The organism is Bifidobacterium ramosum (assembly GCF_009299505.1).
In the GTDB taxonomy this organism is placed as follows: Bacteria; Actinomycetota; Actinomycetes; order Actinomycetales; family Bifidobacteriaceae; genus Bifidobacterium; species Bifidobacterium ramosum.
The window spans coordinates 88,997-112,737 of the sequence record NZ_WBSM01000011.1 but is presented as its reverse complement, the minus strand read 5'-3'; the positions used below and the strand labels follow the sequence as shown (position 1 = coordinate 112,737).

The 23,741-nt window shown below is 60.9% G+C and carries 14 protein-coding genes; 10 read left to right on the top strand and 4 right to left on the bottom strand.

Going from position 1 to position 23,741, the window contains the following annotated elements; genetic code table 11:
- Positions 1–1,027: 1,027 nt before the first annotated feature.
- From DSM100688_RS09810 to recR, 7 genes are all read left to right on the top strand, one after another.
- On the top strand, positions 1,028–2,389 hold the full coding sequence (locus DSM100688_RS09810; protein ID WP_152358913.1) for an aminotransferase class III-fold pyridoxal phosphate-dependent enzyme: 1,362 nt from the start codon (positions 1,028–1,030) through the stop codon (positions 2,387–2,389).
- A 41-nt stretch (positions 2,390–2,430) separates the two neighbouring features.
- Positions 2,431–3,561, top strand: a complete 1,131-nt coding sequence (locus tag DSM100688_RS09805; RefSeq protein WP_152358912.1) for an iron-containing alcohol dehydrogenase family protein — start codon at positions 2,431–2,433, stop codon at positions 3,559–3,561.
- 172 nt (positions 3,562–3,733) lie between these two features.
- The gene (locus tag DSM100688_RS09800) at positions 3,734–4,693 is read left to right on the top strand and encodes an ABC transporter permease (protein ID WP_152358911.1); all 960 of its coding nucleotides are present in this window, start codon (positions 3,734–3,736) and stop codon (positions 4,691–4,693) included.
- 60 nt (positions 4,694–4,753) lie between these two features.
- Complete coding sequence (locus DSM100688_RS09795) at positions 4,754–5,851, top strand: taurine ABC transporter substrate-binding protein (RefSeq protein WP_152358910.1); 1,098 nt, start codon at positions 4,754–4,756, stop codon at positions 5,849–5,851.
- A gap of 129 nt (positions 5,852–5,980) precedes the next feature.
- Entirely contained in the window at positions 5,981–6,829 is an 849-nt protein-coding gene (locus tag DSM100688_RS09790; protein ID WP_204316747.1) for an ABC transporter ATP-binding protein, read from the top strand.
- A gap of 361 nt (positions 6,830–7,190) precedes the next feature.
- Entirely contained in the window at positions 7,191–10,148 is a 2,958-nt protein-coding gene (gene dnaX, locus DSM100688_RS09785; protein ID WP_152358909.1) for a DNA polymerase III subunit gamma/tau, read from the top strand.
- Positions 10,149–10,256: 108 nt separating this feature from the next.
- Positions 10,257–10,859 carry a recombination mediator RecR gene (gene recR, locus DSM100688_RS09780; protein ID WP_152358908.1) on the top strand — a complete coding sequence of 201 codons (603 nt, stop codon included), beginning with the start codon at positions 10,257–10,259 and terminating at the stop codon, positions 10,857–10,859.
- Positions 10,860–10,892: 33 nt separating this feature from the next.
- Here recR and DSM100688_RS09775 read toward each other — a convergent pair whose 3' ends face one another.
- Positions 10,893–12,203 carry an ATP-binding protein gene (locus DSM100688_RS09775; protein WP_152358907.1) on the bottom strand — a complete coding sequence of 437 codons (1,311 nt, stop codon included), beginning with the start codon at positions 12,201–12,203 and terminating at the stop codon, positions 10,893–10,895.
- Between the two features lie 580 nt (positions 12,204–12,783).
- Here DSM100688_RS09775 and DSM100688_RS09765 point away from each other — a divergent pair.
- Together DSM100688_RS09765 and DSM100688_RS09760 are read left to right on the top strand one after the other, a co-directional pair.
- A complete protein-coding gene (locus tag DSM100688_RS09765) occupies positions 12,784–16,689 on the top strand; it encodes a prealbumin-like fold domain-containing protein (protein WP_170286291.1) in 3,906 nt (1,301 codons plus the stop codon).
- Between the two features lie 251 nt (positions 16,690–16,940).
- On the top strand, positions 16,941–19,001 hold the full coding sequence (locus DSM100688_RS09760) for a SpaA isopeptide-forming pilin-related protein (protein WP_152358904.1): 2,061 nt from the start codon (positions 16,941–16,943) through the stop codon (positions 18,999–19,001).
- Positions 19,002–19,499: 498 nt separating this feature from the next.
- Here DSM100688_RS09760 and DSM100688_RS09755 read toward each other — a convergent pair whose 3' ends face one another.
- The 3 genes from DSM100688_RS09755 to DSM100688_RS09745 form a co-directional block, all read right to left on the bottom strand.
- Positions 19,500–20,141, bottom strand: a complete 642-nt coding sequence (locus tag DSM100688_RS09755; protein WP_152358903.1) for a hypothetical protein — start codon at positions 20,139–20,141, stop codon at positions 19,500–19,502.
- A gap of 74 nt (positions 20,142–20,215) precedes the next feature.
- Positions 20,216–20,665: a hypothetical protein gene (locus tag DSM100688_RS09750; RefSeq protein ID WP_152358902.1), complete on the bottom strand. Its 450-nt coding sequence runs from the start codon at positions 20,663–20,665 to the stop codon at positions 20,216–20,218.
- A gap of 2 nt (positions 20,666–20,667) precedes the next feature.
- Positions 20,668–21,456 carry a hypothetical protein gene (locus tag DSM100688_RS09745; RefSeq protein WP_152358901.1) on the bottom strand — a complete coding sequence of 263 codons (789 nt, stop codon included), beginning with the start codon at positions 21,454–21,456 and terminating at the stop codon, positions 20,668–20,670.
- Positions 21,457–21,806: 350 nt separating this feature from the next.
- Here DSM100688_RS09745 and DSM100688_RS09740 point away from each other — a divergent pair, with 350 nt between their 5' ends.
- Positions 21,807–23,687, top strand: a complete 1,881-nt coding sequence (locus DSM100688_RS09740; RefSeq protein WP_152358900.1) for a hypothetical protein — start codon at positions 21,807–21,809, stop codon at positions 23,685–23,687.
- Positions 23,688–23,741: the final 54 nt, after the last annotated feature.

The window sequence follows — 23,741 nt, the reverse complement described above, 5'->3', positions numbered from 1 at the left end:
TGCCGGCCGATGATGATGAAAACGTGTCCATACACCATTGTCACCACCCAAACCCGTCAACCATGCCCCAGGACATACCGTCAACCATGCCCCGACACATGCGTCAACTATCCGCTGAAGCTAAACAGTCTGCAGGTCCGCGAGATCCTCGATTGCTGATTTCCCCTAACGGACATCCAGCCGATTTCGGGGCGTAAATCGGCTATATGTCCGTTAGGGTGGGATGGGCGTGTCGCTGGCGTGATTTGGCGTTGTGCTGTTCGTCCCTTCAACGGACAACCAGCCGATTGGGGCGGTGAAATCGGCTGGATGTCCGCTGAGGCGGATGGGTGTCGGGGCGGGCGATGGGTTCGTGCCACCACCCCCTTACGGACATACAGCCGATACGGACCCCGAAATCGGCTGGTTGTCCGTTGATGATGAGGCGAGTGGCGTGTTATGGGCGTGACTTGGCGCTTTTGCGGCTCGTCCCCCTAACGGACATACAGCCGTTTTCGTGGCCCGTATCGGCTGTATGTCCGTTGAGAAAAGAGGGGATTGCTTGTATTGGGGGCTTGTGTGTGGCTTGCGTGAGAGGCGGGTGATTCCCGTGGGCGTTCCTGCTTTCTTGTGGCTTCCCTTCCTCGACGGACATACAGCCGATACGGGTGGCGAAATCGGCTGTAAGTCCGTTGGGAGAGGGGTGGGTGGGGTTACTTGCGGGGAAAGCTATTCGTGGGATGAGATTGTGCTGGAGCACAATCAGGTTTAGGTTGTGCGATATGGATTGGCGCATCGTTCGCTCGTAGACTGCTAAGCAATCACGGAATCCACAAGGATTCCGGGCAGTCGCCGAACGGATGACCGTCGTACCATATCACCGCACAACACCACGGCAATATGTTTCGATTGTGTATCGTGCACATATATCGCACGTTTCCGTCTCATCCATCCGGCATCACCACCCGGCCGCGCACACGCGCACGTACGCACGTACATCACGTACCGGACGCGCCGCGTACGCAGCCGCAACCGAAAGGACGAGACGATGAGCGAATCACTGGCGACCAAGGAACTGACCGGCGACGAAGTGGCCGAGCTGCACCGCGAATACGTGATGCAGTCGTGGCACAAGCAGGGCGAGCCGGTCATGCCGGTCAAGTCCGCCAAGGGCATCTACGTGTACGACTACGACGGCAACAAGTACGCCGACATGTCGTCGCTGCTCGTGTGCTCCAACCTCGGCCACGAACTGCCCGAGATCGTGGACGCGATCAAGGCACAGGCCGACAAGATGTGCTTCATGGCCCCCGCCTACGCGTCCGAACCGAAGTCAAAGCTCGCCAAGATGATCGTCGACCTCGCCGGAGCCGACTTCTACCAGCGCGTGTTCTTCACCAACGGCGGCGCTGACTCCAACGAGAACGCGATCAAGATGGCCCGCATGGTGACCGGCCGCGAGAAGATCTTCAGCTGCTACCGCTCCTACCACGGCTCCACCCTCGGCGCCTCGTTCGCGTCCGGCGACTGGCGTCGCTTCGCCTCCGAGGCGGGCGGCGCGGCCCCGAGCTTCGTGCACTTCATGAACCCGAACATGTACGAGGACGGCTTCGAACGCGGCAAGGACGACGCCAAGGTCACCGCGCTGTACCTCAAGCGTCTCGAAGATCAGCTCATCTACGAGAACCCGGACAACGTGGCCGCGATCCTCATGGAGTCGATCGTCGGCGCGAACGGCGTGATCCTGCCGCCTGAAGGCTACATGGAGGGCGTGCGCGCGCTGTGCGACAAGTACGGCATCCTCATGATCTGCGACGAGGTGATGGCCGGCTGGTGCCGCACCGGCAAGATGTTCGCGTGGCAGAACTTCGACATCAAGCCCGACATCTTCACGTTCGCGAAAGGCGTCACCTGCGGTTACGTGCCGCTCGGCGGCGTGGTCGTCTCGAAGAAGGTCTCCGACTACTTCACCGATCACGTGCTGCAGTGCGGCCTGACGTACTCCGGCCACACGCTGGCCTGCGCAGCGGGCGTCGCCGCCGTGAACTACTACGTCGAGCACGACATCGCCGGTCACGTGATGGAGATGGAAGGGATCCTCAAGCCGTTCCTCGAGGAGATGGCGGCGAAGCACCAGTGCGTGGGCGAGTCCCGCTGCATCGGCCTGTTCGCCGCGATGACGATCGTGAAGAACAAGGAGACGCGCGAGCTGATGAGCCCGTATCACACCGCGAACCCGGTGATGGGCAAGATCATGGGCGCGCTCAAGGACAAGGGATTCCTCACGTTCGGCCGCGAGACGAACGTGAACATCTGCCCGCCGCTGACGATCACCGCCGAGGAGCTCAAGGCCGAACTGCCGAAGGTCGACGAGGTGCTCACCTGGGTGGACGAGAACTTCTGCGACTGAGTTTTACGGGCGCGGCCCGGGACACACGGAAAGGAATCATCATGCTGTGGGATTATGAGCAGCCGGTCGCGATCCGCTTCGGCAACGGACGCGTGCGCGAGATCAAGGACGTCGCCGCCGACATGGGCCTGACCGAGGGCGGCCTGCTCGTCACCTCCGATCATTTCGTGCACGACGGCACGGCGGCACGGCTCGTCGCCGAGTCGGATGGCGCCCTCACCGAGGTTTTCGCCGACTTTTCGCCGAACCCGGACGTGACCGAGGTGGACGCGGCCGCCGCGATCATCCGCGCCAAGCACCTCAAGTTCGTCGTCGCGATGGGCGGCGGCAGCGCGATGGACCTCGCGAAAGCCGCGGCCAGCATCGCCCTGACGGACGATTCGATCGCCGACTATCACGGTACCGGCAAGCCGATGCCGCTCGGCCATCTGCCGCTCATCGCCGTGCCGACCACCGCCGGTACAGGCAGCGAGGTCACCTGCGTATCCGTGCTTACCAACCGTGCGCTCGGCAAGAAGGCACCGATCGTCTCCGACGGATTCTTCCCGTCCGTCGCGATCATCGACCCCGAACTCACGTACTCCGTGCCGCCGCACGTCACCGCGTCCTGCGGCATGGACGTGCTCAGCCAGGCGATCGAAGGCTACTGGAGCAAGGGTCACCAGCCGATCTGCGACGCGTGCGCGATCCACGCCGCGCCGCTCGTCTTCAAGTACCTGCCGATCGCCGTGGCCGATCCGACCAACGCGGAGGCGCGGCAGAAGATGTGCGAGGCGTCGGTGATCGCCGGACTCGCGTTCACGCTGCCGAAGACCACGTCGTCGCACGCCTGCTCGTTCCCGTTGACCAACATCCACGGGATTCCGCACGGCGAGGCCTGTGGACTGACGCTGGACTGGTTCGCGCGGGTGAACGCGGACGCGCAGCACGGTCGCGTGCAGGAGTTCGCGCAGGCGATCGGATTCGCCGACGTCGACGCGATGGCCGACGCGATCCACGATCTGAAAGTCAAGGTCGGGTTGCGTACCGGACTGAAGGATTTGCAGTTGACCGATGCGCAGATCGACGATCTGGTGCGCATCAGCCGGCATCCGAACCTGTACAACAACCCGGTCGAAATCACCGACGACATGCTGCGCGACATGTACGAGCACCTCGCGGCGACGGAGTGACGGCAGCTGGTGGGCCTGTAGCGGCTCAGTCAGCCTGCGGCTGCCGGCTCCCCCTTATAGGGGGAGCCGAGCCTTGTAGCGGCTCCCCTCGCTGAGGGGAGCTGTCAGCGAAGCTGACTGAGGGGAGCCAGAAGACTGGCCAAACAAGACGCGAATGAAGAGAGGAACGATCATGAGCGATGCAACAACACCGACCGCATCAGACGGCCCGACGACCACGGATACGGCGCCGGCGGCGCCGACCACGCCAGTCGCGGCGGGAACCGCGATCGCCGGCACCGCGATCGTGGAAGGCGCGGCGACCGCCAAACGCAAGCCGATGCCGGCATGGATGCAGTCGAAGAAAATCCAGCCGATCATCTCGCTCATCCTGCTCATCGCAGTGTGGTGGGCGGCGACCTCCGCGAACCTGATCAACTCGCTGTACCTGCCCAGCCCGCAAGCCGTATGGCACGCGTTCATCGAAGCGAACAGCTGCCGCCCGGCATCCGCCGGATCGTCACGCATCGTGTGCGGCGAACAGCAGTACTTCCTGTGGCAGCACCTCGTCGTCAGCCTCGAACGCATCGGCATCGGCATGCTGCTCGGCATCATCGTCGGCGTGCTCGTCGGCTTCCTGCTCGCCGAAATCGGCTGGCTCAACCGCATCATCCTGCCGTACATCAACTTCATCCGCGCCCTGCCGCCGCTCGGCTACATCGGCCTGCTCATCGTCTGGTTCGGCATCGGTGACACCACGAAGATCTGGCTGCTGTTCCTCGCCGCGTTCCCGCCGATCGTGCTCGCCACGGTGGACGGCATCAACGGCGTGAACCGCGACCGCGTCAACTCGGCACTCTCGCTCGGCGCCTCACGGCCGAAGGCGTTCCTGTTCGTCGTGTTCCCAAGCGCGCTGCCGTCCATCATGAACGGCATACGCCTCGCGGTCGGCTTCGCATGGACCACCGTCGTCGCGGCCGAACTCAACAACGGCATCCCCGGCATCGGTGCGCTCGCGTACCTGTCCGGCACCGAACTGAACACGCCGCTGACCATCGCCTGCATCTTCGTGATCGGCATCGCCGCACTGCTGCTCGACTGGCTCATCCTCGGCATCACGCATCTGGTGACGCCGTGGGTCGGCAAGGAATAAGCCAGCCGTATGCAACCAGCCGTATGCAACCAGCAAACCGAGCGATCGTAGAGAGGAATCATGATGAGCGTGAACGTACGTACCGCAACCGTCATCCGCCGCACCGCAGCCGCGCTGCTCGCCGGCGCGACACTGACCGGCGTCACGGCCTGCGGAAAGATGCCGACCGCCGACGAACTCGTCGGCAACACCTCCGGCGCGGCCGTCACCGAATGCCCGGTCGCATCGGCCAAAAACGACAAGTTCACTGGCACCGTGCGCATCGCATGGCAGGCCATCCCGAACGCCGACCTGATCGTCAAGGACAAGGGCCTGCTCGAAGCCTGCCTGCCGAACGCGACGATCCAGTGGAGCCAATTCAACTTCGGCGGCGACGTCATCCAGGCGTTCGGCTCGAACTCGCTCGACATCGGCCTCGCCGGATCGTCACCGGCCGTACGCGCCGCCTCCGCCCCGCTCAACCTGCCAATCAAGGTCATCTGGATCCACGACATCATCGGCGACGCCGAATCGCTCGTCGCACGCGGCGGCGACTACCAGTCCGTCAAGGACCTCGCCGGCAAGAACATCGCCGTGCCATTCGGCTCGACCTCGCACTTCTCGCTGCTGTCCGCACTGCACAACGCCGGCATGAACGAGACGAGCGTGCACCTCATCAACCTCGACCCCGACAAGATGTCGGCCGCATGGACGCGCGGCGAAATCGACGCGGCATGGGTATGGGACCCGGTGCTGAGCACGCTCAAGGCCGACGGCGGCACGATCGTCACGTCGAGCGCGGCGACCGCGAAAACCGGTTCCGCGACCTACGATATGGAACTCGCGACCGACGCGTTCATCACCGCGCATCCGGACGTGATGACGACATGGACCGCGGTCGAAAACTACGCCGTCGGACTGATCTCCAGCGACGAGGAATCCTCCGCCGAATCGATCTCCACGATCCTCGGCAACTCGGTCGACGACGTCAAACAGCAGTTCGCCGGCTACACGTACCCGCAGGCCAAGGACCAGAGTGACATTTTCCACGGCCAGCTGCCTGGCATCTTCAAAGCCACCGCCGAATTCCTCAAAACACAGGGCAGCCTCGACGCGGTGAGCGGCGACTACGCGAGCGTGCTCTACACCGATGCGATCGACGCGGTGGCGAAGGAATAGCGCCGTTGCCGTATATTCGGCTCCCCTCCAGGAGGGGAGCTGTCAACGTAGTTGACTGAGGGGAGCGGCGGCTTCGACGGCACACTCGCCACTTGCTTCAATACGACTTCCATACGAAAGGACCCGATCATGGCTGACAACAACGGACTCACCTGGGGCGAGCTCACCGAAAAGAAGTCGATGGACGAACGCGGCGTCGCGGTTGACATCCGCGGCGTCAACAAGCGGTTCGTCACCCAACAGGGCGACGAGGTCACCGCGCTGCACGACATCAACCTGACCATCAACAAGCACGACTTCATCTGCGTGGTCGGCCGGTCCGGCTGCGGCAAGACGACGTTGCTCAACATGCTCGCCGGATTCGAGAAGCCGACCGACGGCGCGCTCGTGTCGGGCGGCGTCGCGATCAACGGACCGAGCCCGAAGCGTGGCGTCGTGTTCCAGAAGCCGCCGCTGTACCCGTGGCTCACCGTGCGCAAGAACGTCGAGTTCGGCATGAAGATGCAGGGCGTGCCGGCGGGGGAGCGCAAGGAGAAGGCCGATCATTTCCTCGATCTGGTCGGGCTGACGTCGGCGGCTGATCGCCGTCCGTACGAGTTGTCCGGCGGCATGCAGCAGCGTGCGCAGATCGCGCGCGTGCTCGCCACCGAACCGGACCTGATCCTCATGGACGAGCCGTACGGCGCGCTGGACGCGCTCACTCGCGAGAAGCTGCAGAACGAGCTGCTGCGCATCTGGCGCGAGCGACACAGCACCGTGTTCTTCATCACGCACAGCGTGGACGAGGCGATCTTCCTCGCCACCCGCGTGATCGTGATGAGCGCGCACCCGGGCACCGTGAAGATGGACATTCCGATCACCCTGCCGCGCGATCCGGACGACCCCGACAACATGGACAAGGTGCGCGCGATGCCCGAGTTTGCGGCATTGCGCGAGGAGATCACGCAGGCCATCTACGTGCAGGACGACCAGGAGTAGGGCGCGTGGCGGCGTGACGGCGTGACGGTGCGCGGGGTGGCGTGACCGTTGACCGCGGCAGGCAGTCTGGGCGATCAACCGGGCCGATCAGCTGCGCGGCGACCGTAACTCATCATCATCTCGTGTCTCTTGTTGAGTTACGGTCGTTTTCGGGTCGGTAAACGGCCGTAACTCAACAGTAGGGACAGAATAATGTTGAGTTACGGTCGTTTGGGAGGCTGTGGAAGGCCGTAACTCAATGAGAAGGATGGGATGATGTTGAGTTACGGTCGCGGCGTATGACTGCAGCGGTTGATCGCGGATGATCGCGGTTGACCGGGCCGCGCGGGTCGGATACCCGGCTTGCGGTAGGTTGGTGGGCATGGCACTTGCACTGTATCGACGTTATCGACCGGACACCTTCGACGGGGTCATCGGGCAGGATCAGGTCACGATCCCGCTGATGCGCGCGCTCGACGCGGGCAAGCTCACCCACGCCTACCTGTTCTCCGGCCCGCGCGGCTGCGGCAAGACCAGCTCCGCCCGCATCCTCGCCCGCTGCATCAACTGCGCGAAGGGCCCGACCTCGCACCCGTGCGGCGAGTGCGCGAGCTGCAAGGACCTCGCCACCGGCGGCCCCGGCTCGATCGACGTGGTCGAGATCGACGCGGCCAGCCACAACGGCGTGGACGACGCCCGCGAACTGCGCGAGCGCGCCGGCTTCGCGCCTGCCCGCGACCGGTACAAGATCTTCATCCTCGACGAGGCGCACATGGTCACGCAGCAGGGCTTCAACGCGCTGCTCAAGATCGTGGAGGAGCCGCCGGAACACGTCATGTTCATCTTCGCGACGACCGAGCCGGACAAGGTGATCGGCACGATCCGTTCGCGCACCCACCACTACCCGTTCCGCTTGGTCCCACAGGAGATCATGGGCCCGTATCTCGAGTCGATCTGCGCGAAGGAGTCGATCAAGCCTGAGCCGGGCGTGCTCAAGTTGGCGATGCGCGCGGGCGGCGGTTCGGTGCGTGATACGTTGAGCGTGCTCGATCAGCTGATGGTCGGTGCCGTGGACGGTGTGATCTCGCATGATTCGGCGGTCGCGCTGCTCGGTTTTACTCCGGATGCGCTGATTGGCGAGGCGATCGACGCGGTGATCGACCGGAACGGCGAGGCGTTGTACGGCGTGATTCAGAAGGTTGTGGTCGGCGGATTTGATCCGCGCCGGTTCGTGGAGGATCTGCTCGCGCGCGTCCGTGATCTGCTCGTGTTGCTGTTGGCGGGCGAGAAGGCCGAATCGGTGATGTCCGATACCGCCGAGGGTGAGGACATGGGCGACTTGCAGCGGCAGGCGTCGGCGTTGGGATTGGCGTCGCTGACGGCGATGGCCGATACGATCAACACGACGTTGGGATCGATGACCGGTGCGATTTCGCCGCGTATGCGACTGGAACTGCTCGCCGCGCGACTGTTGGCCGGGCGCGAGCACGGTTTCGCGATGTCTGATGCCGGCGGCGCCGGCGCTGATGCCGCGGCGGCGGGCGTTGCCGGCGGCGGTGCTTCGGCCGGCGTGACTGCAGGGGCCGCGACCGCCGCGCCACGCGCCGGCGGTTTCGCCGGCTCGTCGCGCAATCAGCGCACCGGTTTCGCCGGTGCCGCGCGCAATCAGGCCGTAGCCGATGCGGCCGGATCGACCGAGTCCCGGCCTCAGCCGTCGGAACCCACAACCCAGCAGCAATCGTCGGAAGGAGCCGCTTCCGGCGCGCGTGCCGAGGGAGGCGAACTCGCAACTCGGCTCCCCTTCGCAGGGGGAGCTGTCACGAGCAGCGTGACTGAGGGGGGCAAGGAGGTGCCGGCCTCTTCCCCGGATCAAACGACTCCGCGGTCGGAACCGGCCCCAGCTCCGGTTCCCGACACCCGCACGCCCGATGAGAAGTGGGATGCCCTGATCGCCGCGCTCCCCGCCGATGTGCGCCGCTACGTCGACCGCCACAAGATCCCCAAGATCCTGCTGTCTGCCGACAAGGAGCATGCCGGCCGCCAGCGGTTGTGGCTCAAGTTCGACAAGTCGCTGAGCAAGTATGCGTTCGCGCTGGCTGTGGCGGACGAGGCGGTGGATGGCACCACGAACGTGGTGAGCATCCTGCGCAATCAGGTCCACACCATGTTCGGCCAGAACGTGTCGATCGCCCCGACCAACAAGATGGCCGACGGCAGCGTCGCGCCGCCGTTCAGCAAACTGCCGCAGGATCAGCAGCAGAAGGTCAAGGCGCAGCTGTTGCAGGAGAGCCTGCAGGCCGCGGTTGCCAAGACCTCGGCCGAGGCGACCGGTGCGCAGGAGTCCGGCGATCGTGAGCAGCATACGTCGTCGGCCGCCGAGTCCGCGGCCCATGTGGATGACGACGAGGTTCATCGAGCCGGTGCATCCGGTGCGTCGGCTCCGTCCGCTGTGGATGCCGCGCATAATGACGCTGCGCATGATGCCACGCTGATGGACGATGATCCGTGGGCCAATGGTGCCGGTGCGGCAGCGTCCGACACATCCGCCGCTGACGATCCGTGGGCGCAGCCCGACGGCACCGTGCATGCGCTGCCGAAGTCGACCACGGCCGCGCATCACGCGGCGTCGGGTACGGCGGTCGCGTCGGATAACGCTCGGCCGGCCGGCGAACCGCACCACAAGCACGTTGCCGTCCCCGACCTGTCCGACGACACCGATCCGTGGGCGCAGCCTGCATCGGCGACCCCGCCGGCGACCCCGCCGGCGACTCCGGCGGCGTCCCAGTCGTCGGCCGCGTCGCAGCCCGTAGCCGCGGCTCATCCGTCGCCGTCCGCCGATCCGTGGAACCAACCGGCAGTGGCATCCCAGCCGCAACCATCTGTCGATCCGTGGAACCAGCCGACCCCGCTCGCTCAGCACGCCTCGGTCGCCGCCGAACACGCCGCAGTCGCGCCGAATATCCCGGCGGATCCGTCATTCGCCACTGCCGATCCGTGGGATCAGCCGATTCCGCTGCCGGACGTCGCCCCGCCGGACGACGATCCATGGGCCGCGCAGCAGCCGATCCCGGTCCTGAACCGTCAGCAGCCGTCCGCCGCGCAACCGCAGCAGTCGTTCACGTCGCAGCCGAATCCGTTCCAACCGCAGTCCCAGTCGACCCCGCAGGTCGCCCCGGACGAGGACGAGTATTCGATGAGCGACGAGTCGCTCGGCACTGCGACCGCGATGAGCCTTGAGGAACTCCAGAAGTTCTTCGAGGTCAAGAAGGTCGAGGAGTTCAAGGCCGACGACCCGAAGAACCCGCGCAACCTCCTCCACGCCGCCAAGCACGAGGAGTAGCGCGGGCTTGGCGGCGCGGGCCGGTCATTCGTCAATCGTTGAGCGTCGCGATCGATATACTGTGCATACGGCAACGTATGTCATCTCGCGTCAGAAAGGCAACCGCACATGGCACTCGCATATGACGGCGCGATCCAGCGCCTGATCGACGCGTTCGCGCATCTGCCCGGCATCGGGCCGAAGGGCGCGCAGCGCATCGCGTTCTACATGCTGTCCGCGTCCGACGAGGAGGCGCAGCAGCTCATCGACGCGATCACCGAGGTCAAGGAGAAGGTGCGGTTCTGTGACGTGTGCGGCAACGTGTGCGAGACGAGCCCGTGCCCGGTGTGCGTCGACCCGCGCCGCGACCACAGCATGATCTGCGTGGTCGAGGAGCCGAAGGACGTGATGAGCATCGAACGCACGCGCGAATACCGCGGCCTCTACCACGTGCTCGGCGGCGCGATCAACCCGATGGCAAACGTCGGCCCGGCCGACCTCAACATTCCCAAGCTGCTCGACCGGCTCAAGACCGACGAGGTCAAGGAGGTCATCCTCGCGCTCGACCCGAACATCGAAGGCGAGGCGACCACCACGTATCTGAGCCGTCTGCTCAGCCCGCTCGGCATCAAGGTCACCAAGCTCGCCAGCGGTCTGCCGGTCGGCTCCGACCTCGAGTATGCCGACGAGATCACGCTCGGCCGTGCCCTCGCCGGCCGCCGCGACGCGTGAGCGGCAGGTGCGAGGTGCGGGGGTGTTTCCCGCTTATCCGCCGATGCAGAACGCGGCGTACAAAGGCACGCTGTGTATGCCGTTGTCGATGCCGAAATTCTTGGTGGATAGGCGGATGGCCTCGTCTGGCCGATATCTGTCCCGATACACGGACAGGCTGCGAGAGCGGGTGTTGTCCGATGATTTAACCTCTACTGGCACTGCGGCGCTCGTATCTGCCAGCTGGATGACGAAGTCCACTTCGGCAGTGTTTCCGCTGGTCCAATAGCGCAGGGGTATGCCGTTCGTGCTGAGCGCCTGACCGACATAATTCTCGACGATGCCGCCGAGGTCGATCCGACTGCGATACTCGCGGTCCGTTGCGATGGCCGGTTCCAATTGTGAGCGGGCGGAAAGCAGTCCGGTATCGGACATGTAGATTTTGAAGGCCGCGGCGTCTTCATGCATGGCGAGTGGCAGTTGCGCGTTGGAGATTCGTGTGCAACGGTTCACCAGTCCTGCGGCCAGCAGCCATGAGATTGCGGATGAGTATACCGATGCACGCCCTCCGGTCTTCACGAGTTTGTATTGGAATTTGTGGTTGTCCTTGGCGAGTTGCGCGGGAATGCTGCGCCATGTGTCCCGGATGCGGGCGGTTTCCTCGGGCGTCGCGTATTTGGCCATGTCGGCCGCGTACAGATCGGCGATGGTGAGTTGGATGTCGCGGACCGTATCGTAATCGCCGGTTGCGGCGAAACGAGAGACGGCTTCCGGCATACCGCCGACGATCACGTATTGCCAGAATCGTTCGAGCATGTCGTCGTGCAGGTAGAACGGCTGTGCGTGGCGATAGCAGTCACGGATCTCGTCTATTAGGGCGCCGCTTCCGGTGGCGTCGAGAAACTCGTCGAAGCTCATGGGATGCAGCGTCATGGTGTGCACCTTGCCTACCGGCATGCTGAATCCTTGGCGGTTGACGGCGACGCCCAACAGGCTGCCCGCCGCTGCGATATGCAGGCCGGGCATGTCTTCGCAAAAGTATTTCAGCGAGGTCAGGGCTCGGTTCGATGCCTGGATCTCGTCGAGGATGAGCAGGGTATGCCCTGGTGTGATGGTCCGACCGGATATCTGCGACAGTCGACGGATGATGGTGGTTGGCGTGAGGTCCTGTTCGAATGCCTGTCGGGCGCGAGCGTCTCGTTCCAGGTCGAAACGCACGGAATCGTTGCGGAATGTGGTAGCTGCCAGTTCGGAGAGCAGGTAGGTTTTGCCGGTTTGGCGGGCTCCGTAGAGCAGGAGTGGTTTGCGGCTGTCGCTTGGCGTGTTCGCCCATGCGGTGAGGCGTCGGAGTAGGTTTCGTTGCATGGGTCTCCTTAGAGTGCGTTAGCTGTGGAAATATGTTTAATTATACAATTATTCATAGATAAAAATGTAAATTATGACATTTTTCCATAGATAAGTCTGTGTCGAGGATGATAGCGAGAGTGATATCGGGGTATCGGGCGGTGTGTAAAGGGTGGTGGTTGTCGTTGGCGTGTCGTGATCATGAATGATCACGCGGTGGCGTGGATGTGATGGGGTTGTGTGTGCGGCGGAGTGATGTTGAAGATTTGGTAAGCGTTGGTATTGCTGGTGATACTGCGTTGTATCGGAATGATCGATGGTGATCGTTGCTGTGTGCTTGTGATCATTGATGTGTGATTGGTGATGATGAAAAAGTTTGCAAACGCCGTGGATTATCGTTAATGATCCCCCTATAATAAGGGCACAATGGAGTTTATCGGGGGTATGGCATTCCTGTTGAGAGGTTGGGAATGCTATGGAGAGGCCCCTCGATGATGTGAGGAGGAACGCGCGATGCGCGATGCTATGAGGAGGTACGCGTACGCGACGGTGTCGGCGTTGCTGACCGTCGCCATGGTGTGCGGCTTGACGGGAGTGTCCCTTGCCGACGAGCCGACGCCCGCCGACGGCACCGCTGCGCAGTCCACTCAGTCCGTCGATTCCGCCGCCAAGACTGATAACGCCACCGCCGAAAACTCGGCAACCCCCCCCCGTTACCGATACTGAATCTGCCGACTCCAGCACCGACTCGGCTGATACCGCCACTGACGCGTCACACGATCAGCAGTCCTCCGGCAACGCCGCGGCCAACAGCGCCAACGACTCATCCTCAACGGCCGATCCCAACGCCGACGCTCCTGCCGCCGATGCCGCCGCAACTCCCGACTGCGCCGCCGTCGCCAACTGGCCCACGCTCAAGCAGTGCATCGAGCAGGAAACGACCGCGACCGTGACCATCGTCAAGTCGATCACCGCGGATAAAGACGCCGCCATCACCGTTACCCGCAACGTTACGTTGACGTCGACGGTGGCCAGCGGAACATCGCTGAAGCCCGCTGACGGAGACACCGAAGGCTCGCTGTTCAACGTGGGCAGCGCCGACGGCAAAGCCATCGGCAACCTCACCATCGGTACCGGCGCGCAGGAAAAGTTCGCGTATTCCGGCACTGGCAACGCCGCACTTTCCCGTCGTTTCGCGACCGTATACAAGGGCTCGTCCCTCACCATCAACGGCGGCACATTCAGCTACATCGACGTCGGAGATCGGTACGACATCGCTGAACGGATATATGACAATGGCAGACTCGTGGAAGAACGAGGAGCAACCGCCGGCGTCGCAATCAACCGCGGCGGCGCGATCACCGTGAACAGCGGCGTGTTCGACCACATCTCGACTCGGAACCAATTCTTTACTGGCGTATTCCAACAAAAGGCTGGTTCCATCACCGTCAACAACGGTACGTTCTCCAGCAACACCGGCGTCAACGGAGCAGTCATCTCCAATGCGAGCACAGGTGATAACGAGGGCGGCGACATCACCGTCGCTAATGGCTCATTCACCGGCAATAAGGCGCTTGGCGCCGGTGGTGGCGTTATCTCGCAAGATGATGGGAACCTTGTCATCAGTGGAGGTCTATTTAAGGGTAACGGTCAGGATCCAGGTTCTTGCTCTACGGATGATGGCAATAGCGTATGCCGTCAGATGAAATCCGGTGGCGGTGCCATACACGCGGATGGGAAGGGTTCCGTAACCATTCAGGGCGATGTGAAATTCATCCAAAATTATGCCAAGGCATGGTCCTGGGGGTCCGGTGGCGGTGCTCTATGGATCAAGGGGACATTGCGTATCCGTAATAAATCGGTTACTGACGCAAACGGTAAGACGACAATTTTGCGTCCGACTTTTGAAGAAAATTACGCCTCTGTATCGAAGCCCGCAACGAACGGGAATCGAGAAGCGTCGAAGGTTGAACGCGGTGGCGCCGGTGGAGCGCTGTTCCTAGAAGAAGGGTCGGTTGCATATCTTACCGGCGGTGTATTCGCATGGAACGTGTCCGGATATCTGGGTGGGGCCATTTATACGGAAATCAATTCGACCACGTATGTCGGGCGTACTGCAACATATTCAAATGTTGCGGGTCACTTCGGTGGTGGTCTGTGGTTCTGCCCATCCGGTTCGTCGACCGCTTCCGAAGGCGGTAATGTGGCAGTGTTCGACAACGATGTGGATCAGAATATTGATGCGAATACGCAGAATCTATCCAGCAAGACTGGCTTTTTGACGGAGGCCGGTGCAGATCTGGCGTTGATGAATCCTTATAAAAAATGGAATGACGAGACCTTGAAGACGCTTCAGCCGACGCAGTTCAAGTTGTTGTCGTCGTGGTTTACTGATCGTACCGAGCAAACCGTGGAGTGGTATAAGGACGGCATTCCGAAGGAAGAAGCCAGCGGTTTCTATGATTCATGGCTGCCGAATACTGGTGGCGCAACAGGGCACGGGACCGTTGCAGTTCATGCGGATGGTCCGCGATATCAAGCGGGAGCATCATCTAATGACAAGGTGATCAACGAGTCAACCACCAAGCCGGAGTCTACGACATCTAATGACAAGGTGATCAACGAGTCAACCACCAAGCCGGAGTCTACGACATCTAATGACAAGGTGATCAACGAGTCAACCACCAAGCCGGAGTCTACGACGCTGTATCTGTACGTTCCGCAATCCGCTGAGCATACGAAATTAGCGGAGCAGCAGTCTGACAAAACGACTACAAAGTTCACCACGGGCGTCGGATTGAAAGCAGAGGTTCTCCCGACCGCCGACAAGCAGCAGGCCATCGATAGTGCCCAGATTCTCGTCTATGACAATTCGGCGCGTCTATCCGGCGGCGGTATCGGCAGTAATGGTGTGATCGCATTCGCTACTCCGTACACTGCGTCGTGGAGCAAGGCTGCGCAGGATGCTTCAGGGAATACGACTGATACGTTACTGTCTGGCTCGGAATGGGAGTTGTCGATCCAGCAGTCCGCGTTGGAAGACAAGCAGGCTGCGTCCCCCTATATGGAAGAGGATTTTCGTCCGCAAGCGTGTCAGGCGGTCGACGAAGCCAACAAGAAGAACTGCTGGTCGTTCGATGCCAGCACCAAGACATGGAGCGTCACCGTATCGGACGATGGATTTGCCGACACCAATCCGGACGTCGGTAAAATAGGCGTCGAAAATCTTCAGCCTGGAACCTATACGCTTAAGGAAACGAAAGCTCCGACCGGGTATAAGGCCAGCAACATCACTTACACGTTTACTATCAAAACTCCAACGGGTAACGCCATTCCTGAGGATCCGACGATCTATGAGGTACAGGAAGACGGTACTGCAGATTCCAGTGTATCCGGTAACAAAATCGGCAACGCTCCGTTACCGGGCGTCTCATGGGGCAAGGTCGATACCGATAGCGGGGCATTCCTGTCGGAATCGCAGTGGACGGTGACAAAGTACAAGTCGGCCAACAGTTCGGAACTCACTGATACGCGTTGGACGGTAACGGATTGCGTGCATAACAAGGACAAGGGCATTGACTGTTCTCGCGCCGAGAACAACGGCGATGAACTTGCCGATCATGACAATGACGAGGGCAAGTTCAATATCTCCGGCCTAGATCCTGGTAAATATCAGTTGCGAGAATCGGCTACCCCGAACGGATACTGGGATCCCGAGTTAAGCGAAACGTACGTGTTCACGATTCCAGACAAGAATGCGTCTGCGAATAACCAATCCGTAACGTTGTATCAAGCCGATGGGAAGACTCCAGTCGGGTCTGCGGGGACGAATAGCGCCAATATCGTAAATAAACTTCCTCAGATTTCGTGGAAGAAAGTCGCCAAGGATAGCGGCTCAATAATCGATTCTTCTTCGACTGAATGGGCTATTACCGGTCCGGTTGCCGTGCTGACTGATGGCGATGCCGTAACGGATTCGCCGGAGAATGTTGAATCGGTTACGGCGTCCGTCGTTGATTGCTCTTCTCGTTCCGGATCGACAAGTGATTCCTGCGACCAACATGCCACCGGATTGCAACAATCTGGTACGGGAACAAGCGCGCGGTATTCATACAACGATCTGGATAACGCCAAGGGCTTCCTCACAATATCCGGACTGCAACGTCCGACCGCCGAGCAGGATGCCGCCGGTATCCGGTATCAGTATGTGCTTACCGAGACCAAGGCTCCTGACGGGTATGTGAAGTCGGCCAAGGAATACGTGTTCAGTATCGGCGCCCGTGAATCCGATTCCAACTTGACGGTGGGGGAGTCGTGCTCTTCGGAAGTCGGCGGCACGAACTGCATCCCGAATGTAAAGACGGTCTCCGCACTTCCGCTGACCGGTGGTCCGGGGAACTGGGCGGCTTGCGACTGGATGCTGGTTGGCGGTGGCATCGCTGCGGTGGCGATCGCGGCGCTGGCGCTGACGAACGAGTGGCGCAAGCGGAAGGTGGCGATCGTATGATCACGCGTCAACGCAGTGATCGGCACTGCCATGACCCGGGATCCGTCCCGTAGCGGCAGGAGCGCGGCTCACCTCTGCCGAGGGGAGCTGTCAGCGAAGCTGACTGAGGGGAGTCACCCGTCACCCACACAACACAACCCCCCCCCCAAACACCAAAGACTTGCGGATCGCGGAGCACATGCGGTTTCGTCCTCCGCGATTGCAAAACACACATCAAGGAAACAAGAAGGAATACAGAAAGAAGGTTTCTCATGCGAATGAGGAAACTATTCGCCGGCCTCGCCGCCGCAGCCACCATGCTCGGCGGCCTCGCCCTCGGCGCCACTGCCACTGCGGATACAACGCAAACGGAACTTAACGGAACCGCTGGCAACCAGAATGTAACGTTGATTCAGGACGCCCCGACCAATATCACCATTACTGGGGCGAAGGCTCGTCTAGCTGGGCATAAGTTCAAGTATGTTCGCATCGGTACGTACACATATGCAAAGACCGCTCCGTATGCGGAAACCGACGGTGACACATTGAAGGTTGCCGGTGTGTCGGTCGAAACGGACTCGGCTGCCAAGGATTATTTGAATACTGTGCTAACTCAGGTTGATGATGCTTACGCCAAGGATACGGTTTATTACAGCAGCAACCCGGCTGGATATATCGCCGAGCACATGAATGACTCGGGCGCTTCGGCTTCTCCTACTTGGTCGGGTACGCTGCGCAACTTTGTCACTAAGCTGGCTCAGAATGATGCTTTTCAGAAGTCCTCTGGCACCTCAGCGGAGGTGAACACCAATATTGGTGAGAACGCCGATGGCGTTTCCTCGTTCGCGCAGTCTGTATCGCAGGGTCTATATGTGGTTGTCGATGTGACGAACAACGCATCTCCCTCTGATGACGTGAAGGGGACGGAAGGCAAGTACCGTGCATCCATCCCGATGGTTGTCGGGACAAAGATCGTGGGTACCGTCGCATATACCGCAAATGATGGTTCTCCGACTTCCACTACGCGAGAATTTGATCTGGCCAGTGGTCCACTCGGCACTGTCTCGGTGAAGAACGATCGTCCGACGATCGATAAGACCATCACTGGCGTCGACGATACGACTACTGATAAGGAAAATCAGCAGACCAACGTAACGGCTGACGGGAAGGCCGCCAGTGCCGCGGTCGGTGACAAGATCAGCTATAAGATCGGTAACGTCGAAATTCCGTCCACTGTTGGCTACGATACGATCAAGTTCCAGTACACCTTCAAGATCACTGATACCCTGCACAAAGGTCAGACGTACAACGATGATGCCAAGGTCTATGTCGATAAGAACGGTGATGGCAAACTGACGGATGATGAGCTGCTGAGGGCGGCATCTTCGGCTGATGCGGATAAGAGTACTTATGATTACGTGTTGACTGTTACCAAGCCGACCGCCAATGATGCTGATCAGAATACCACGATTCTTGTTGATCTTGCTAAGTATGTTGGTGGCTACTCCAACGATCGTACGGCATTGGTCGATGGTTCCGCCGCTGGCCTCGATCCTGACCTTATCGGCAAGAAGATCTACGTTACCTACACCGCGACGCTGAACGACGATGCTATCGTCTACCCTGACGGCAGCAACGACAACGGTGTAAAGCTCGACTACTCCAACAACCCGGGTTCTGAGAGCCACGGTACTGTCACGCCGCCGGATACGCAGGTCTTTACTGGAAAATTCGGTCTCAAAAAGGTTAACAAGGATGGCAAGACGCTTGCTGGTGCCAAGTTCACCGTCTCCAAGAACGGTCAGGCTATCGCATTCACCGGCACTGCAGGCAGCTACAAGGTTGCGACCGCCGATGCCAAGCCGACTGCCACCGAGGTTGAGGTCGGTGCTGATGGTCTGCTGCACCTCTCTGGTCTGGAAGGTACCTACACGGTGAAGGAAACCCAGGCGCCGGCTGGCTACTCCAGCCTGTTCCTGCCGGAGTTCCAGGTGACGGTGACCACTACGCCGATCAAGTCCGATACGCTGGTCAACAACAAGTGGTACATGTCGTCCGACATGGAAATGCAAGATGGCAAGCCCGTTCCCGTTGATAAGGCGAACGCCAAGACCACTGTCACTGTTGCCAAGCAGGACGTGTGGAAGCTGGTCGATAACGGTGTGATCGAAGGCAACGTTAAGGTCACCAACGTCACCTCCGTGTCGCAGCTGCCGCTGACCGGTGCTGCGGGCATCATGCTGTTCACGATGGCGGGTCTCCTGCTCGCCGCGGCGGCTGGCCTCGTGTACACGAAGTCCCGCGCCACGACCCGCGCGCTGCGTCGTCACTGAGCCGACCGCGGTATCGCTGACGTCACCGATCCGCGATTGTGGTCATGACGTGCCGTCATCCGCATTGCGTAACCGGTAGCGTCATCGCACGTCGACTCGGCTCGACTGCACGTCAGCCGCGAGTCGGTCGCGCGGCTACAGGAGTCCGGCATCCCGTCCAACGGGGTGCCGGACTTTTTGCGTCTGTTACCCGTGTGGCGGAAATCGCTCGCTGGGACGCGTCCCAGCGAGCGATTTCCGCCGCGGCTGTGGTGCCGTTACCGAGTTGTTTGCCGAGCGTGCGTCCGGGATGCCAGGGCTGGCCGTGATTCGCCGCGCGTTCCCGAATTTCTTGCACTGACGATCCCTCAGTGCAACAATTTCGGGACGAAAGGGTTGATTTCCCGAAATTCCCGCGCTGAGTCGTAGTCAGTGCAACAATTTCGGGACGAAGCCGCGCGTTCCCGAATTTCCTGCGCGCGGTCGTCTGGCAACTACTTCACGGAAAAGCGGAAGCGCTTAGAATCCCCAGTGGCCTTCGTGCCCGTTGCCGGTGACTTCGAACCGTACTGTCGGCTCGGCTGGTGGTGCGGCAACAAACTGTTCGATCAGGTCCATTTGCGGTCGACTGATGCCGATATCCGAATGTGGCCCCACACCGAGCACAGGCGCGGTCGGTCTGCTTGATTGGATGGCCAATCCGGCATCGTACGTGGTTTCTTCATCGTCGATCCACACGATTGGTCGGCCGAGCACGAGCCGAGAGATCACAGAACGTCGTTTGCCGGTATAGCGGCCTTCTCTGGTGATCGGATCGTACCAAGTAATCGTCTGCCAATCTACGTCGAGCGCGAGATTGAGCGCGGCGGTGTATGGCTGCCAGGTGCTCAACCACAGTATTTCGGCGTCGAGTTCGCGTAGCCGGTCGACCAGCTGCGCGGCCCAGTGGATGTGGATGTTGCCATGATAATTGCCCGCCCACACGGTACGGCTATGGTCGGGTGGAAACCAGTTGGTTGGATCGTACACGGGGATACGCGGGTCTCCGGGCTTCATCCATGCGGTCGAGTTCTGCCGACGACGCACTTTCTCGTCCGGGAACTGGTTAATTACGCCGTCGAAATCAATCAATACCAGTGGCCGGCGGTTGCCGGTCTCCACGTGTCTCGCGTCAGGGCGTTGGTCCACATGTTGTTTCGGGAGCGTCAACGTAATGTCCTTCCTATTATTTGTCGTCATCGTACCGTTCTTGCGCTATCGTGCGGCAGCTCGTGCGTGCCTTCCTCGCCGATGCGCCCCCATTCGATCAGTTGGTACCGGGGCGGGATATCGCCGCAGCGCACATATCGCGTGAGTTCCAGATCCGTTGGCAATGCGCATATCTCCCGTGCGAGATATCCGATGTTTGCGGCGAAGTGGCGCAGGCAGTAGTACCAGGTGTGCACTTCATGGCATCCCGGGTCCCAGCAATGGTCGGCGCGGATGAAGTATTCCGGGTCCGTGCCGCATGTTTCGGCTTCGTCGTCGGCGTTGAAATACTGGCATACCTTCTTGTCGCGCGCCCAGTCGTCCAATGACGGCGGGAAGTCGAACAGGTCGATGTCGTCGTCCGGCATCGTCGACTCGTCGAACGACAGATGCGAGTCCAGCTGCGGTGCGGCGGCCGGCATGATCATTGCGTTCATGATTATCGTTCCTCCTTGTCCTGCGTGGCGGCGTATTCGCGGCACAGCGATTCCGCGGCCTGCCGCACGATGCGGCAACGATCCGAATCCCGGGCGAGCACCTGCTCCCGCAGCAGATCGAGATCGCGCTCCAGCTGATCGCGCATCGTGCGTTCGTCCGGGCAGTCCTTGCCGAAATAGTCGTCGTACGGGCTGGGCCAGCGCAACGTCTGCTCGGGCGGCAGTCCGACTGCGATAGTGAGCTTCCACTGGTTGCGATGATCGTCGTCTCGGTCACGGGTGACGGTCATCCGCGTGCCGGTTGCCATCGGGTACACCAGTCCGGTCTTGCGTTCGACCGCGGCGTACAGTCCGGTGACGGTCGGTTCGTCGGCGTCGAGTTCGGTCAGCAGTCTGGCATGGTGCGCATCTTCGAGACCGAGCACCCAGCCCATGCCGCTGATCGACAGTTTTGCTGCGCTCCGGTTGATCGGATTGTCTTCGACGATGCTCGCCTCGAGTTCCGTATACGACGGGAAGCAGTCGTCGGCCAGCCATGCGCGCAGATACCGCAGGTCGAACATGCGGTAGTCGGGCAGACCGTGCTCGTGCTCCACTTCGCCATATCGGTAGGTGAGCACCGGCAGCTGGAACATGCAGTCCCATTCGCCGTCCGGCCGTCGTATCGGCATGCGGAACCGGTGTAGGGAGAAGTCTGTGCCGTACCGGTGGTTGATATTGCGGAACTCGTGTTCCAGCTGGGTTGCTTGCGTGTATGGTCGCACGTCGATCACCATGGTTTCGGTTGTCATATTTGCTCCTTCTACGGTGCTGTTCGTGGCGCCATGTCATGTAACCGGACAACTGCGGCGATGACCTGTGCGTGTGCCGCGCAATCCGCACAGTGCACTTCATTGCGTGAGTTGGGTGAGTCTGTTGCCCTCGTGACCTGCCGACACCGATTTGTCCGGTTGGTTTTAGCGGAGACGTTTTTACCATGTGGCGGAAAGGAACGACCATGTGCATGCGGAAAGGCATTGTTGATGAGTATACGTACCGGTTTCATTGGGATGAGACTAGTTTCGTTTATCGCGTCACCTGTGAAGAAATGCCTGAACTGCCCGCGGCGGAATCGCGGGATTCCGATAGGGCGTTGGGTCAGATGAAGCGTTCCGTGTGCGCGAAGTCGGGCAAGTTGCCGGAGCCGTTGCATCCTGGCCGGGGAGCCGAACTGACGGCCGCATCGCAGACCGGCGCGCGCAATGTGTGCCTGAGCCGCATGAACTGGGAGACGATTGATGCGATGTCGCCGCTGTCCGCCGACGACCGACGACTGTTGAGTCACCGGTTGCGTTGGGATGATGTCGACATCGACGGTCACATGACCGCCGACCTGTATCGGATGGCCTACGACGCCTACCGGGCGCTCGAAGCGATGTGGATTGGTTTGGCTGCAGCCAACCGCGACCACGATCAAGACAACGGAGACGAACGTCAAGCAGCGAAATACGACGCAAGACGGCATGATCTGGGACGGGAGTTCATCGCGCTCGACCGGCATGATCGAGACACGGTGGTCGGCACATTGATCGGCTGGCTGCGTGAATACGCTGTGGATTCGCGGCTGCTGTACGAGCACGAACTGCATCTGGAGCCGGGCATGAGCAGCGAGGAACGCATGCGCATCATCACCGGCAAGCCGTCGCTGCCCGTCCTGCGCGACCTGTTCGCGGTGAGCTGGCGCTCGAATATCAAACTTGTCAAGGCATTGCATCGTAACTGGCCGTGGGCTGCGGATCTCGATCAGATGCCGGCGGGATGGAAAGTCCGGTTCGGCGCCGAACTACTTGACGACATGCAGACCGTGATCGGCCTTGGCCTGACCGGTTTCAAACTTGATCAGGTCAAGGAGAAGTACGGCGGTCTGCGCGTGTATTTCGACGATGATGCGTGGGATGCGCTCGCCAGAGAGGAACGATCGGCGGAATGGCTGGATCTGGCCGGGCTGATGCACTCGCTGATCGCCATGTACGAGAGTCTGTCGACGTGCACGTGCGTCGATTGCGGCGCGCAGGATGACATCCGTCGTCCGCGCACGGGATGGATTCTCCCGTTGTGTGAGCGGTGCTATCTCAGCCGTCACGTCAATGACGGCCATGCGGAGATGCTCGCCACTACACGGGCCTTTGATGATTGGGAGGAACTGATCGGGCAACAGGACGACACTCCGCTGGCCGATTGGGTGCGCGACAATGTTCGCGGCTGCGACGATCCGAGACTGGCAGATCTGCATATCCGCAAGTTGATACGACTGCGGGATGCCGAAAGCGGCGTTGCGGCCGGTGATGACGATCAACGTGCGACCGGAAGCGTTGCCGTGCCGATACCGCTTGCAGTGACTGATGCTGCAATGCCGAATCATGCGACGACAGACCGTTCGCCAGCGGTCAGCGAGCAGAAGGAGACGGCTATGACCGATGATCATCGCGACGATCATGCATGGAAACCGCGCGCTGATTGGCGGACCCGCGCGGAACGATGCCCGCTGCTCGCGCAGGTGATGGAGAACCAGTTGGTGCCGGATCGCGTGATTCGACGCATCGTCGACCATCCGCTGTTCGCGCAGGTGAGATCGCATTTCTTCACGCCGATGGAAGGTCTCGGACAGTGCGATCACTGCGATCATCTGGACGATTTCCGTTACGAATTGTCGCCAGCATGGATGATCGCGTTGAGCGACCGGTTCGGCGGCCGATACCTGTCTCCCAATCAGCGCATGCAGTTGTTGGCCCATGCGGATGCCAGCGCGTGGGAGGGTGTGTTCGCCGTGGCCGCGAAGCGTTATGCGTCTCCGCACATCAGCGGCGGTACCAAGATGTTTGGTTGCAATCAGGAGTACGCATATCTGCTGCGTGCGGCCGCCCGGTTGCTCGACTGCGGCGGTCCGGAACTGTTGCAGGGGTTCCTGACGATGTTCCGTCTCGCGCCCGCCGTGGGATGCCAGATGAGCATCGGCCGGAGCAGCTGCGAACTGATGTGGTGATGGAACGGCGCTGTAGCGGGATTGAGAATGAGGGGGGGGTGAAATGCCGCTTCG

Excerpts from the sequence above, each read along its gene's own strand:
- DSM100688_RS09805 (WP_152358912.1), top strand. The coding sequence starts at position 2,431 with ATGCTGTGGGATTATGAGCAGCCGGTCGCGATCCGCTTCGGCAACGGA.
- DSM100688_RS09790 (WP_204316747.1), top strand. The coding sequence starts at position 5,981 with ATGGCTGACAACAACGGACTCACCTGGGGCGAGCTCACCGAAAAGAAG.
- DSM100688_RS09745 (WP_152358901.1), bottom strand. The coding sequence starts at position 21,456 with ATGACAACCGAAACCATGGTGATCGACGTGCGACCATACACGCAAGCA.
- DSM100688_RS09795 (WP_152358910.1), top strand. The coding sequence starts at position 4,754 with ATGATGAGCGTGAACGTACGTACCGCAACCGTCATCCGCCGCACCGCA.
- DSM100688_RS09810 (WP_152358913.1), top strand. The coding sequence starts at position 1,028 with ATGAGCGAATCACTGGCGACCAAGGAACTGACCGGCGACGAAGTGGCC.
- DSM100688_RS09750 (WP_152358902.1), bottom strand. The coding sequence starts at position 20,665 with ATGAACGCAATGATCATGCCGGCCGCCGCACCGCAGCTGGACTCGCAT.
- DSM100688_RS09760 (WP_152358904.1), top strand. The coding sequence starts at position 16,941 with ATGCGAATGAGGAAACTATTCGCCGGCCTCGCCGCCGCAGCCACCATG.
- DSM100688_RS09800 (WP_152358911.1), top strand. The coding sequence starts at position 3,734 with ATGAGCGATGCAACAACACCGACCGCATCAGACGGCCCGACGACCACG.
- DSM100688_RS09740 (WP_152358900.1), top strand. The coding sequence starts at position 21,807 with ATGAAGCGTTCCGTGTGCGCGAAGTCGGGCAAGTTGCCGGAGCCGTTG.
- dnaX (WP_152358909.1), top strand. The coding sequence starts at position 7,191 with ATGGCACTTGCACTGTATCGACGTTATCGACCGGACACCTTCGACGGG.
- recR (WP_152358908.1), top strand. The coding sequence starts at position 10,257 with ATGGCACTCGCATATGACGGCGCGATCCAGCGCCTGATCGACGCGTTC.
- DSM100688_RS09775 (WP_152358907.1), bottom strand. The coding sequence starts at position 12,203 with ATGCAACGAAACCTACTCCGACGCCTCACCGCATGGGCGAACACGCCA.